Raw genomic sequence first — 13,285 nt, 5'->3', positions numbered from 1 at the left:
CCCGGAATGACGTCAGGCTTTCGACCTGACTTACGTTCAAATGTCGAGAGGCCAGACTATGACAATCAATCTTAAAGCACCTGAGCTGCGGGAGTTGAAGCCGCGCATTATGGTTTGCGGTGTAGGCGGGGCAGGCGGCAACGCAGTCAATAACATGATTGTGTCCGGATTGTCCGGCGTCGATTTCATTGTTGCCAACACGGACGCGCAGGCGCTGACGTCTTCGCGCTGCGAGCGCATCATTCAAATGGGTCTGCAGGTCACTGAAGGCCTTGGCGCAGGGTCTCATCCCGAAGTCGGCCGTGCGGCGGCCGAAGAGGCGATCGAGGAAATTCGCGACCATCTCGCCGGTGCACATATGTGCTTCGTGACGGCAGGCATGGGCGGCGGCACCGGGACGGGCGCGGCGCCCGTCGTGGCGCGCGCGGCCCGCGACATGGGTATACTGACCGTCGGCGTCGTGACGAAGCCCTTCCAGTTCGAAGGCCCGCGCCGCATGCGCGTCGCCGATGCCGGCATCGCCGAGCTGCAGAAGTCGGTCGACACGCTCATCGTCATTCCGAATCAGAATCTGTTCCGTGTCGCCAATGAGCGCACGACCTTTGCCGACGCCTTCTCGATGGCGGACCAGGTGCTCTATTCGGGCGTCGCCTGCATCACCGATCTGATGGTGAAGGAGGGCCTGATCAATCTCGACTTCGCCGACGTGCGCGCGATCATGCGCGAAATGGGCAAGGCGATGATGGGCACCGGCGAAGCCTCCGGCGAGAAGCGTGCGATCGCTGCTGCGGAAGCGGCCATCGCCAATCCGCTGCTCGACGAAACCTCGATGCGCGGTGCACGCGGCCTGCTCATCTCGATCACCGGCGGCAACGATCTCACCCTGTACGAAGTCGATGAAGCCGCGAGCCGCATCCGCCAGGAAGTGGACGAGAACGCCAACATCATCCTCGGTGCGACCTTCGACGAATCGCTTGAAGGCATCGTGCGCGTGTCGGTCGTCGCGACCGGGATCGATCAGCCGGAAGGCAGCATCGGCACCAATGGCGCCGAGCAGCGGATCGCCGAACTTGCCGAGCGTCTGCGCATCCAATCGGCCGCCGGCCGCGTCAATGAACCGGCTCCGGTCCGTGCCGCAGCGCCGCAGCCGGTGGAAGTGATCACCGCGCCGGCACCGGTCGCCCATGTGGTGCCCGCGCCCGTGCAGCAGATGGCACCCGCGCCGGTCGCGCCGCAGCCGGCTCCGGTTCAGCAGGTGGCGCCCGCCCAGGCCTATGCCGCGCATGACGTCGAACTGCGTCAGGTGCAGCCGAAAGCCGCCAATTTCCATGAGCCGGTCGCCGAACAGCCGCGTCAGGCCCCTGTGCAACAGGTCCCGCAGCAGCATTTCGTGCCCCCGGCCGCCGAGCAGCCGATGCGTCCGGCCCGCATGCCGCGAATCGAAGATCTGCCGATGCCCGCGCAGAATCAGCTCCGTGCCCAGCAGCAGCCGGCCGCCGAGGTCCACCAGGCAGCGGAGGCTAAGCGCCGCTCGCTGCTCGAGCGTCTTGCCTCGTTCGGCATGAGCCGTAGCGAGGAGCCGCAGGAGGCCCAGCGCCCAGTGGCTTTGCGCGCGCCGGTGCAGCCGCCGCAGCCGGTTCAGATGCAGCCTGAATATGCGCCGGCGCCAGCTCCGGCCCCGGTTCAGCAGCCCGCGCCGGCGCCTGTGCATGCCGAATATGCCAAGCGGCCGCAGGTCGCGCCGCAGCGCGCCGCGATGGAGCCGCAGGCTCGGCCGCTGCCGCCGCATCGCTCGATGGAAGACGAGCAACTCGACATTCCGGCTTTTCTGCGTCGCCAGTCGAGCTGAGTCTCGATTGTTACAAAGCCTGTAACAATTGCTCCCCGCGCCCAAAGCGCGGGGATTTTTATTTATCGATTTCAATGATTTGTCTAAAGGTTAACGGCCCGCTTAGCATGTAACAGACGGTAAGAAAGCGTGATTTGGCCAAAAGGCTTAGGCCGCGTATTTTAGCGCCAATAAAGACATAATCAGTGTGGTGTTTGCCTCGTTTCGGACAAATGCAATGGCGGATGAAGAGCCGCGCGTTGTCCTGAGATCGAGGCGCAAGGGGGCGATCGGAGCAGCCTTGTTCGCCTTGGCGCAATGATCGGACGGATAGGACAATTGATGAAATCCAGCAAGCAAACGACTCTTGGCGGCAAAGTCACTTTGTCCGGAATCGGGGTCCATTCCAACCGTCCCGCGCGCATCATCCTCCATCCTGCGCACTCCAATTCGGGCATTGTGTTCCTGCGGACCGGCCTTGAAGACGGCGGCGACCGCAAGATCCAGGCGCTGTGGTCGAAGGTTTCGATGACCGACCTGTGCACGGTGATCGGCGACCCGTCGCGTGCGGCGGTCTCGACCATCGAGCATCTGATGGCGGCCTTCTCGGGCATGGGCGTCGACAATGTGATCGTCGAGATCGACGGTCCGGAAATGCCGATCATGGACGGCTCGGCCCGTCCCTTCGTCGAGGCGATCGATCAGGTCGGCCTCGTGACCTTGGCGGCGCCGCGCCGCCACCTCAAGATTTTGAAGACGGTGCGCGTCGAGCGCGGCCGCGCCTTTTCCGAGTTGCGTCCGTCGGCCCAGGGTTTCCGTCTCGATGTGGAGATCGATTTTGATGCGGAAGTGATCGGCCGTCAGCGCAAGGTCGTTGACCTCGAGCCGGGCAAGTTCCGTAAGGACATTGCCGCGGCCCGCACCTTCGGTTTCGTGCATCAGGTCGAACAATTGTGGAAGGCCGGCTTTGCCCTCGGCTCGTCGCTGGAAAATTCGGTGGCCCTCGACGGCAACCGGATCTTGAACCCGGAAGGCTTGCGCTTTGCCGATGAGTTCGTGCGCCACAAGATGCTCGACGCGGTGGGCGACCTCGCGCTCGCCGGCGCGCCGATCATCGGCACCTACCAGTCCTATTGCGGCGGCCACAAGATGAATGTTTCGGTCCTGGAAGCGCTCTTTGCCGATACGACCGCTTATACGTTCGTCGAAGCAAATGCGCCGCAGCCGGTCGTTCGCCAGGGCCTGCATGCCGATATCGGCATGGTCGCGGCAGCCCCAGACCTGACCTGATCCGCAGTAAACGACACGGCAACTTGTCGTTTACTTGCTCTTGCTTCCTTAGGCGGTCTTAGGACGTGCGGATCTCCCATCATTGCGAACCGTGCTTGTGCAGGTTCGCAACATTACATTGCCTCCGTTAGCTCCGGTCGAGCCGTTTCAGAACGGCTGCCACTATAGCTTCGGGTCGATCTTCCTGAACCAGGTGCCCTGAATCAGCTATTGGGATGCAATCGGCATCAGAGATCAAGGAAGCCAGGGCCATCCCTTTCTCATATGGAATCCATTCGTCGTTCTGTCCCCAAAGGACGGTCACGGAACATTCCATTCGATCGTATTGCCCCTCGACCTCATCTGTAAATTTCTGGTCCATCTGCGCGATCTGCCGGTAGAATGCAGGCTGGCCGACAGGGCCGAGCCACGGCGTGCAGTAAATGTCCAGCGCCTGCTCGGACAAGGGATTGAGGGCCGCCGTCTGCAAGTAGGCCCGCAACAGCGCTCGGTGCATGTAATCAGGCACCCCGGAAAAGGCTGCTTCGTGCTTGCGCACATGCTGGACGAAAGGGGATCCCCAAGGGGCGAGTGCAACGGCGTCGAAGATTGTCAGGGAGCCATAGCGCAAGCCGTTCAGGTAGTAAGCACGTAACGCCGTGGCCCCGCCGAAGTCGTGCGCCAGAACGTCTGGGCGCTCGAGGCCCCATTCCACGAACAAGGAGGCAAGAACCCTGTTTTGCACCGCCAACGATACGTCCTGGCCCTCACGCATCTCGGATAACCCGTAGCCGACCAGATCGAAGTAATAGACGGTTCTGCGGTCGGTGAGGTGTGGCACGATCCTGCGCCACACCTGCGAGGAAAAGGGCGTTCCATGGATCGCGACAAGCGGCGGCCCTTCCCCGGCCTTGCCCCAGCGGACAGAATTTCCTTCGATGGTCGTGGCATTTGGTAATTCTAGCATTGGAGCGACTCACATTGTCACTTAGCTATATAACGATATGATGGTGAGCATGGATAGATCAACACAAATCAAGGCGATGGCCAGCGAGCAGCGTCTGACGATTCTTCGGCTCTTAGCGGCACCGCAAAAGCACTTTGGCGGTCAGTGGTCGGCTGATCCGGTCGAGTTCGGCGTTTGCATGACATTGATTGCCGAGGCTCTGCCCGTCGCACAGCCCACAGCCAGCAGACATCTGGAAATTCTCAGACAGGCAGGCTTCATCACGGTGCGGAAGCACCTGAAATGGTCGTATTGCAAACGGGATGAAGTTGCGATCAGGGATTACTTGAACTGGCTGGGCATGGAGCTTTCCTCAAAGGTATAGGTTCGCTTTGGGCCCTTTGTGGCAGTCGCGAAAATTCTGAATTATGATGAAATTATCCGGAGCATTGCCCGCGCTGGCCATTCGTCGTCGCGGAAATCGGCCGCAAAAGTCGCATTTCGCGAGGAATTTTTTGCGATGGTTTGAGCCGCGGATCTGGGCTGGCCGGTTTCTGACAATGAGCCGGCAAACCGGCACCTCTATGCGCAAACCAACACCGAAGACACGGTCCGTTATTTTCTTGATTTTTCCACGCTGACACACTAGAACAAAATGAGAACATTTCTGCGGAAAAATGGCAGCTTTTTGCACAGACAAGAGGGCGTTTCGCTATGCTAATTTTGCATGACTGGACGGGAAAGAGATCGGCGGAAAAAGAAAAAGTCAAAAAAAACTATTGACTGACATGAGAACGCATTTCAGCGCTCGATTTGGCAGCTCGCGCGCCCCATTCATCTCTGCGAAAAACGCATAATACAAGCCAGAGCGCACCAAGCCTCCACCGCCAGCGCGGCGGCCGTCGGCCTTAATTTCCCCATCATCTGCTGGCGTTTGGCTGAAGGGTAGCGTTGCGCACCAAGTTGCGATAAACACAACAGCCAATTTTCCCTTATGTCCCTCACTTCAAGGCGCCGGGTCCACATATGATCTCCGTTTCTTCCGCTCAAAACGTCCCCGCAGGCCGTGCAGCTTTTCCTGTGCGAAGCCTCTTGCTGCGCGCGTCCTTGCTTTGTGCGGTGGCCTTGCCGATGGCCGGGTGCTCGACCCTTGAAAATCTCAATCCGTTCGGGCCGGAAAAATACAAGATGGAAGTGGCGGCCGACGTTCCGGCCGAGACCATGTACAATCAGGGCCTGGGCCGTATTGAGAAGGGCGACCCGAAGGGCGCCGCCAAGAAGTTTTCCGATCTCGAAAAGCAATATGCCCATTCGGAATGGGCGCGCAAAGCGCTGCTGATGGAGGCCTATGCCAATTACCAGGCCCAGGAATATGACGATGCGGTCTCGGCCGCCCAGCGCTACTATCAGACCTATCCGCAGAGCCAGGACGCGGCTTACTCCCTCTATATTGCCGGCATGTCCTATTACGACCGCGTGCCGGACATTTCGCGCGACCAGGAAAATGCCGAAAAGGCCCTGCAGATTTTCACGTTGCTGGTGCAGAAATTCCCGCAGTCGGAATATGTGAACGACTCGAAATACAAGATTCAGGTCGTGACCGACCAATTGGCCGGTAAGGAAATGTCGGTCGGACGTTTCTACCTGCAGCGTCGGAACTATACCGCCGCGATCAACCGCTTCCACATCGTGATCGCCAAATTCCAGACGACCCGCCACACCGAAGAGGCGTTGGAGCGCTTGACCGAAGCCTATCTCGGCCTCGGCATCGTCAATGAGGCGCAGACGGCGGCCGCGATCCTGGGCCACAATTTCCCCGACAGCCAATGGTACAAGGACGCCTATGCGCTTCTGCAGTCCAAGGGCCTCGAGCCGCGGGAAAGCCAGGATTCCTGGATCTCCAAGGCGTTCCACACGGTTGCCGGCATTTAGCTAGCCCCCTTCCCATGCTCGCGCAGCTTGCCATCCGTGACATCGTCCTGATCGACAAGCTCGATTTGGAGATCGGCGCGGGCCTGACGGTGCTGACGGGCGAGACCGGCGCCGGCAAATCGATCCTGCTTGATGCGTTCGCCCTGGCACTCGGCGGGCGGGGCGATGGGTCTCTGGTCCGGCATGGCCAGGCGCAGGGCCAGGTCACGGCCGTGTTCGATCTTGCCATGGATCATCCGGCGCGGCAGCTCGCCATGGCGCAAAATCTCGATGTCGACGGCGATCTGATCCTGCGCCGGATGCAGATGGCGGACGGTCGCACCCGCGCCTTCGTCAACGATCAGCCGCTCTCGGCGCAGAGCCTGCGCCAGATCGGCCGGGCGCTCGTCGAAATTCATGGCCAGCACGACGACCGGGCGCTGATCGATCCCGCGACTCACCGCGAACTCGTCGATACATTTGGCGGCCTGATCCCCCAGGTCGAGGCCTTGCGCGCCGCTTATGATGACTGGCGCGCGGCGGAAGCGGAGCGCGATGCCGAGCAAGCGCGGGTCGATGCGGCCCGCGCGGAGGCGGATTTCCTGCGCCACGCCCATGCGGAGCTGACCAAACTTGCGCCGCAGCCGGGCGAGGAGGAGCAGCTTGCCGTCCGCCGCACGGCGATGATGCAGGCCGAGAAGGTCGCGGGCGAATTGAACGAAGCGTTCGAGAGCATCGCCGGCGATCATGGTCCGCTCGCCAATCTTGCTTCGGTCTTGCGCCGGCTGGAGCGCCGCGCCACGCAGGCACCGCACTTGATCGAGCCGTCCGCCAAGGCGCTCTCGGCCGCGCTCGATGCGCTGAACGATGCGCAGGCGACCCTCGAACAGGCCTTGCGCGATGCCGATTTCGACCCGCGCGAATTGGAGCGCACCGAAGAGCGCCTTTTCGCTCTGCGCGGCGCGGCGCGCAAATATCAGGTCACGATCGAAGCGCTGCCGGCGCTGGCCGAGAAATTCGCCGGCGACCTCGCGGCGCTCGATGCGGGCGAGGCCCGGCTCGTCAAACTGGCGCAGAAAGTTGCCGAGTCGCAGGCCGCTTATGACAAGGCCGCGCGCACCCTCTCGGCCGGGCGCGCGAAGGCCGCGAAACAGATCGACAAGGCGGTGAATGCCGAATTGCCGCCGCTGAAACTGGAGCGCGCGCAATTCCTGACGCAGGTCGCTTCCGACGGTGCGCCGACGCGCGAGGGCATCGACCGGGTCGAGTTCTGGGTCCAGACGAATCCGGGCACGAAGCCGGGGCCCTTGATGAAGGTCGCCTCGGGCGGCGAATTGGCCCGCTTCATGCTGGCGCTGAAAGTGGTTCTGGCCGATCGCGGCTCGGCGCCGACTTTGGTGTTCGACGAAATAGACACAGGCGTCGGCGGCGCGGTCGCGGATGCGATCGGGCAGCGCTTGGCTCGGCTCGCCGGACGCGTGCAAGTGCTCGCCGTCACCCATGCGCCGCAGGTGGCGGCCAAGGCGCATGCCCATATGCGGATCGCCAAAGCCGATATCGGCAAGAAGGGCGAGCGGGTCGCGACCAGCGTCGCCACCCTGCACGACGAGGCGCGGCGCGAAGAGATCGCGCGGATGCTCGCCGGCGCCACGATCACCAACGAAGCGCGCGCTGCTGCGGCGCGATTGATCGAAGGCGCGGCATAATCGTCAAAAGGTGAGGAGGGGGCACGGTGCCGGTTCTGTCTCTTGATGCAATCGAAACCATGGCGCGCGATGCTCTGGTGAAGTCCGGTGCATCCACAGCGATTGCGGCGTCGGTCGCCCGGTCGATCCGCGCCGCGGAAGCGGATGGGTTTTCCGGCATCGGCCTTGGCTTCTTGCCGGTGTTTCTCAGCCATCTCAAAAGCGGTCGCGTGAACGGCACTGCCGTGCCGCAGCTCGAGCGGCGCGCCGCCGCAATTGTGCATGTGGATGCCGCGCAAGGCTTCGCGCAGCCGGCGATGGATGTGGGCTTTCCCGCCTTGATCGAGGCCGCCAAGGCCTGCGGCACAGCCTCTTTGACGATCACGCGGTCCTATTCCGCCGGCGTGCTCGGCCATGCCGTCGAGGAATTGGCGACGCACGGCCTCGTCGCGCTCGCTTTTACTAATGGACCACCGAATATCGCGCCCTGGGGCGGGCGCGTGCCCTTGTTCGGCACCAATCCGATGGCCTTCGCGGTCCCGCGCAGCGAGGCGTTGCCGTTGGTGATCGACCAGTCGGCGAGCGTCGTGACGAAAGTGGCGTTGCTGCAGAAGGCGCGCGCCAACGAACCCTTGCCGCCCGGCTGGGCGCTCGATGCTGATGGCGCCGAGACGCAAGATCCGCAGGCCGCGCTGCAGGGGTCGATGGCGCCCTTCGGTGGCGCCAAAGGCGCGGCGATCGCACTGATGGGGGAGATTTTCGCCGCCGTCCTCACCGGCGCGCAATTTTCCTTCGACGCCAAACCCTATGGCGTGACTGACGCTCCGCCGCTCGACATCGGCCAGTTTTTTGTGGTCTTGGATCCAGCGGCGCATGCCCCAGATTTCGCGGTGCGGCTGGAAAAGCTGTTGCAGGCGATGCTGGCGCAAGACGGCGTGCGCCTGCCAGGCGACCGGCGCTATCGCCTGCGGCGGCAAGCCGAGGAGAAGGGCGTCGAGGTTGACGCGGCGCTGATCGAGACGCTGCGCGCCTGAAAAAGAAAACCCTCCGGCAGGACCGAAGGGCTTGGCTTCAAGGACGGGGGAGAGGCAGCCTGGCGTTGAAGCCGGGCTGAACTCAGTCGCAGACCCGCACGGCGCGGTAGCCGAGGAAGTCGCCGTCTTCGTTATAAACCGCGCGGCGGGCGAGGTAGCAATCGTCGGCGCGGGACGCCGCGATCGCGCCGAGGGCCAGACCGCCGATCACGCCGACAGCCAAGGGGCCACCCCAGCCGCGATGATGGTGCATCATCGGGAAGGCCGATGCGGGCGCCGTGCTGGCGGCCAAGCCGGTGGCCAGGGAAGCGGCGGCAAGGCCGACGAGCAGGGTCTTTTTGAAGATGTTGGTCATGGTACTCTCCTATGTTCGGATCGCTTGAAATCCGTTGAAGCGATGGAGAGAAGGTAGATGCGGGCGCCGCAAAGGGCTGTGCCGAAGCGCACGCGGTGAATTGCTGGGCTGCAATGCGTGACGTAGGATGGCGCGAACGTGGTGACGAGCCCGTGACGCGAGTCCGGTTCGTTTGAATCTGTTTGCAGTGAGACCCATCATGCCGAAGCGCTCATCCGAAACCGACATGTCGCCCGAGGCCGCGGCCGAGGAACATGCAAGGCTCGCGCAGGAGATTGCCGAGCACGACGTGCGCTACCACCAGCAGGATGCGCCGACGATTTCGGACGCCGATTATGATGCGCTGCGCCGCCGTCTCGATCATTTGGAATCTCTGTTTCCGACGCTGAAGAGCACGTCGTCGCCAAGCGCAAAAGTCGGTGCGGCGCCATCGGAGAAATTCGCCAAGGTGCGCCACGTCGTGCCGATGCTCTCGCTCGGCAACGTCTTTGCTGACGAAGAGGTCGAGGATTTCGTCGGCCGCATTCGCCGCTTTCTCGGCCTTGGCGCGGACGCATCGGTCAGCCTGACGGCGGAGCCGAAGATCGATGGCCTCTCCTGTTCGCTGCGCTACGAGAAGGGTGTGCTCGTGACCGCGGCGACGCGTGGCGACGGATTCGAGGGCGAGGACGTCACGGCGAATGTGCGCACGATTGGCAGCATCCCGAATGTGCTGAAAGGTGACGTGCCGGAGATCTGCGAGGTGCGCGGCGAAGTCTATATGAGCCACACCGATTTTGCCGCCCTCAATGTCAATCAGGAAGCGACGGGCGGCAAATTGTTTGCCAATCCGCGCAACGCGGCGGCCGGCTCGTTGCGTCAGCTCGATCCGACGATCACGGCGGCGCGGCCGTTGCAGTTCTTCGCCTACGCCTGGGGCGAGATGAGCGCGGTGCCGGCAAAGACGCAGAGCGGCGTGGTTGCGGCTTTTGCCGCCATGGGCCTGCCGACCAATCCGTTGATGCGCCTGTGCTATTCGGTCAAGGACATGCTCGACGTCTATCGCGCGATCGAGGCGCGGCGCGCGACGCTCGGCTATGATATCGATGGTGTCGTCTACAAGGTCGATGACCTTGCGCTGCAGGCGCGACTCGGCTTCGTCTCGCGTTCGCCGCGTTGGGCGGTGGCGCATAAATTCCCCGCCGAAAAGGCGACCACCATTCTGGAGGGCATCGAAATCCAGGTCGGCCGCACGGGTGCGTTGACGCCGGTCGCGCGGCTGAAGCCGGTGACGGTCGGCGGCGTTGTCGTGTCGAATGCGACATTGCACAATGAGGATGAGATCGCGCGCAAGGATGTGCGGATCGGCGATACGGTCATCGTGCAGCGGGCGGGCGACGTCATTCCGCAAATTCTCGGCGCCGTTCTCGAGAAGCGCCCTGCGGATACGAAACCTTACGTGTTCCCCGATGTCTGTCCGGTATGCGGCTCCGCCGCTTTGCGGGAGATCGATGCGAAGGGTGAGACAGACGCGGTGCGGCGCTGCACGGGCGGGCTCATCTGCGCGGCGCAAGCGGTGGAGCGTCTGAAACATTTTGCCTCGCGCAACGCCTTCGATATCGAGGGGCTCGGCGACAAGCAGATCGAATTTTTCCATGAGAAGGGATTGATCCGCGCGCCGGCCGATATTTTCACCCTCGCGCGGCGCGATGCGGAGAGTTTGACAAAAATCCGCAATTTCGAGGGCTTTGGCGAAACCTCGGTGCGCAACCTCTTCGCTGCGATCGAAGCGCGGCGCCATATCGCGATCAACCGTTTCATCTATGCGCTCGGCATCCGCCATGTCGGCGAGACGAACGCGAAACGCCTGGCGCGGCATTTCGGCAATTTTGCCGCGCTGCGCGAAGTCGGCATCAAGGCGGCGGATCCTGAGTCTGAAGCACGCGCCGAATTGACGGGGATCGAAGGCATCGGCGCGGTCGTCGCCGAAGCGCTCGCCGACTTTTTCGCCGAGGCGCATAATGAGGAAGCGCTGAACGCCTTGCTCGCCGAAGTGACGACCGAGCCGATGGAAGAAGTTGCGGCAAGCTCGCCGGTCGCGGGCAAAACGGTCGTGTTTACCGGCGCGTTGGAGCGCATGACGCGCGATGAGGCCAAAGCCATGGCCGAGCGCCTGGGCGCGAAGGTCTCCGGCTCGGTCTCGAAGAAGACGGACCTGCTGGTTGCGGGCGCGGATGCGGGATCGAAGCTCGCCAAGGCGCGCGAACTTGGTGTCGAGGTCATCAGCGAGGATGAGTGGCTCGCGCGGGTGAATGGATAGCCCAGCAATTTTTTACAAGACCCAGCCTACGCCCCGCGGTAATCTGCCTCATGCACAATGTCACGCAATCGGAGATCGACGCGCTCAGCGAGCATGATCAGCGCGACCGCACGCGGTTTTGGCGCGTGGCGCGCTATGGCAATCTGGAATGTTTGAGCGCGACCTTCTTCACCCAGCGTTTTCCGCGTCATACCCACGAGACCTATGTCATCGGCGTCCTGCTGGCGGGCTGCAATTCCTATGTGCTGTGCGGCGGAACGGTGCATGCGGTGGCCGGCGATGTGGCGATCATTCCGCCCGGCGAAGTGCATGACGGCGGCGCGGCGGACATCGGCTTCATCTATCGCATGACCTATCCGTCGGTGGACGTGATGCGCGAAATCGCGGTGGATGTGACCGGCAAGCCGCAGCTTTTCGGCCCGAGCTTCGATCAGCCGCTTTACCGCGATCCGGACATTTTCGCTTTGTTGCGCGCCGCGCACGAGCGTATGGAAACCGGTGGCGATGGGCTCGCGGCGGACGAATTGCTGATTGCCGCCTATGGCCTTCTGATCCTGCGCCACGCCAAGCTGGGTTCACCGCCGCGTGCCGGCCAGGAGCGCACGATTCTCGAGCGGGTGCGCGAGTATATGGACGTGCATTTTCGCGACGAGATCGATTTGGCCCAGCTTTCCCAACTCGCCGGCCTCTCGCGCTTCCATCTCATCCGCACCTTCCGCGCCAATCTCGGCATGACGCCGCATGAATGGCTGCTTGACCGCCGCATTCGCCATGCCCGCGGCCTGCTCGCCAAGGGCGAGCCATTGGCCGAGGTTGCGGTCGATTGCGGTTTCTTTGACCAAAGCCATTTCACCCGCGCCTTCAAGCAGCGCATGGGCGTGACGCCCGGCGTGTTTCGGGCGGGATAGCAACAATTTACAAGACCGTCCGCGCGCGCCGTCCTATGTGCTCGCGCATGACGACGCAAGATTCCACTCTTTCGCAAATGACGGCCGGCGTGCGCGATATTGCGCCGGCGCTGGTGGCGGCTGTACCGATCGGTTTTCTCTACGGTGCCCTCGCCACGTTGAAGGGCCTATCGCCGGTCGAGGTGATGCTCACGAGCAGTTTGGTTTATGCCGGCGGCGCGCAATTTTCGGCGCTGGAACTATGGAAGCAGCCGGCGCCGGTGCTGCTGCTCACTTTCTCGGTACTGCTCATCAACCTGCGTCACGTGCTGATGGGCATGTCGCTGGTGCGCAAGATGCAGTTGTTCCCGCAGCGTCTGCGCGCGCTCGGTTTCTTTTTCATGGTCGACGAGACCTGGGCCTTTTCCGAGCGCCGCGCGGCCGGTGCCGTGCTGCGTCCGAGTTATTATTTCGGCATGGGCCTCGTCTTCTGGCTCAACTGGGTGCTGTGCTCGACGTTGGGTGCGCTCGGCGGCTCGCTGCTCGGCGATCCGAAGCGGATCGGCGCCGATTTCGCCTTCACGGCCTTGTTCATCGGCCTGATCGCCGGCTTCTGGAAGGGACGAGCGACCGCGATTCCGGTGGTCGGTGCGGCCGTCGCCTCGGCAGCGCTCTATGTGCTGTGCGGACCGCCGTGGCACATCGCCGGCGGGGCATGCGTCGGCATCGTGGCCGCCTATCTCACGGCGCCGGAGGAAAGCGCATGACCCTCGATTGGACGACCTTTGTCGCGATCCTGTGTATGGGCCTCGTGACCTATCTCACCCGCGTCACCGGCGGGTTGCTGGCGGGCCGGTTGCAGCTGTCGCCGCGCCTCGCCACCGCGCTCGATGCCATTCCGCCCGTGGTGCTGGTCGCAGTGGTCGCGCCCTCTATGCTGGCGACCGGCAAGGCCGAGACCTTGGCAAGCGCCATCACCATCTTGGCCGCGACGCGCCTGCCGCTGCTCGGCGTCGTGGCCAGCGGCGTCGCGTCGATCGTGCTGCTGCGGCTCGTGTTGTGAATGGAGCA

Annotated in this window: 12 protein-coding genes; 10 read left to right on the top strand and 2 right to left on the bottom strand. The window is 62.8% G+C overall.

The window, feature by feature from the left end; translation table 11 throughout:
- Positions 1-58 precede the first annotated feature (58 nt).
- Together ftsZ and lpxC are read left to right on the top strand one after the other, a co-directional pair.
- Positions 59-1,849: a cell division protein FtsZ gene (gene ftsZ, locus V9T28_RS15535; protein ID WP_116399971.1), complete on the top strand. Its 1,791-nt coding sequence runs from the start codon at positions 59-61 to the stop codon at positions 1,847-1,849.
- 321 nt (positions 1,850-2,170) lie between these two features.
- Positions 2,171-3,118: a UDP-3-O-acyl-N-acetylglucosamine deacetylase gene (gene lpxC, locus V9T28_RS15530; protein ID WP_116399970.1), complete on the top strand. Its 948-nt coding sequence runs from the start codon at positions 2,171-2,173 to the stop codon at positions 3,116-3,118.
- 127 nt (positions 3,119-3,245) lie between these two features.
- Here lpxC and V9T28_RS15525 read toward each other — a convergent pair whose 3' ends face one another.
- Entirely contained in the window at positions 3,246-4,064 is an 819-nt protein-coding gene (locus V9T28_RS15525) for an alpha/beta fold hydrolase (protein ID WP_116399969.1), read from the bottom strand.
- 49 nt (positions 4,065-4,113) lie between these two features.
- Here V9T28_RS15525 and V9T28_RS15520 point away from each other — a divergent pair, with 49 nt between their 5' ends.
- The 4 genes from V9T28_RS15520 (at position 4,114) to V9T28_RS15505 (ending at position 8,673) form a co-directional block, all read left to right on the top strand.
- The gene (locus tag V9T28_RS15520; protein WP_199500053.1) at positions 4,114-4,428 is read left to right on the top strand and encodes an ArsR/SmtB family transcription factor; all 315 of its coding nucleotides are present in this window, start codon (positions 4,114-4,116) and stop codon (positions 4,426-4,428) included.
- A 746-nt stretch (positions 4,429-5,174) separates the two neighbouring features.
- Entirely contained in the window at positions 5,175-5,975 is an 801-nt protein-coding gene (locus V9T28_RS15515; protein ID WP_245424048.1) for an outer membrane protein assembly factor BamD, read from the top strand.
- A 14-nt stretch (positions 5,976-5,989) separates the two neighbouring features.
- Complete coding sequence (gene recN / locus V9T28_RS15510; RefSeq protein ID WP_116399965.1) at positions 5,990-7,660, top strand: DNA repair protein RecN; 1,671 nt, start codon at positions 5,990-5,992, stop codon at positions 7,658-7,660.
- Between the two features lie 26 nt (positions 7,661-7,686).
- Positions 7,687-8,673 carry an Ldh family oxidoreductase gene (locus tag V9T28_RS15505; protein WP_116399964.1) on the top strand — a complete coding sequence of 329 codons (987 nt, stop codon included), beginning with the start codon at positions 7,687-7,689 and terminating at the stop codon, positions 8,671-8,673.
- An 82-nt stretch (positions 8,674-8,755) separates the two neighbouring features.
- Here V9T28_RS15505 and V9T28_RS15500 read toward each other — a convergent pair whose 3' ends face one another.
- Positions 8,756-9,028 (bottom strand): hypothetical protein, encoded by a 273-nt coding sequence (locus tag V9T28_RS15500; RefSeq protein ID WP_116399963.1) that lies wholly within the window; start codon positions 9,026-9,028, stop codon positions 8,756-8,758.
- Between the two features lie 199 nt (positions 9,029-9,227).
- On the opposite strand from V9T28_RS15500, the gene ligA reads away from it, so the two are divergent.
- From ligA to V9T28_RS15480, 4 genes are read left to right on the top strand one after another with little or no spacing between them, the layout of a single operon-like run.
- Positions 9,228-11,327, top strand: a complete 2,100-nt coding sequence (gene ligA, locus V9T28_RS15495; RefSeq protein WP_116399962.1) for an NAD-dependent DNA ligase LigA — start codon at positions 9,228-9,230, stop codon at positions 11,325-11,327.
- A 50-nt stretch (positions 11,328-11,377) separates the two neighbouring features.
- Positions 11,378-12,235: an AraC family transcriptional regulator gene (locus tag V9T28_RS15490; RefSeq protein ID WP_116399961.1), complete on the top strand. Its 858-nt coding sequence runs from the start codon at positions 11,378-11,380 to the stop codon at positions 12,233-12,235.
- A 47-nt stretch (positions 12,236-12,282) separates the two neighbouring features.
- A complete protein-coding gene (locus V9T28_RS15485; protein WP_245424024.1) occupies positions 12,283-12,981 on the top strand; it encodes an AzlC family ABC transporter permease in 699 nt (232 codons plus the stop codon).
- The gene (locus V9T28_RS15480; protein WP_116399959.1) at positions 12,978-13,277 is read left to right on the top strand and encodes an AzlD family protein; all 300 of its coding nucleotides are present in this window, start codon (positions 12,978-12,980) and stop codon (positions 13,275-13,277) included. The genes V9T28_RS15485 and V9T28_RS15480 overlap by 4 nt, the downstream gene beginning before the upstream one ends.
- The last annotated feature ends 8 nt before the right edge of the window (positions 13,278-13,285 follow it).

Origin of the sequence: Methylovirgula sp. 4M-Z18, assembly GCF_037890675.1 — a bacterium.
Lineage (GTDB): Bacteria > Pseudomonadota > Alphaproteobacteria > Rhizobiales > Beijerinckiaceae > 4M-Z18.
This window is presented reverse-complemented; position numbering and strand designations above follow the sequence as displayed.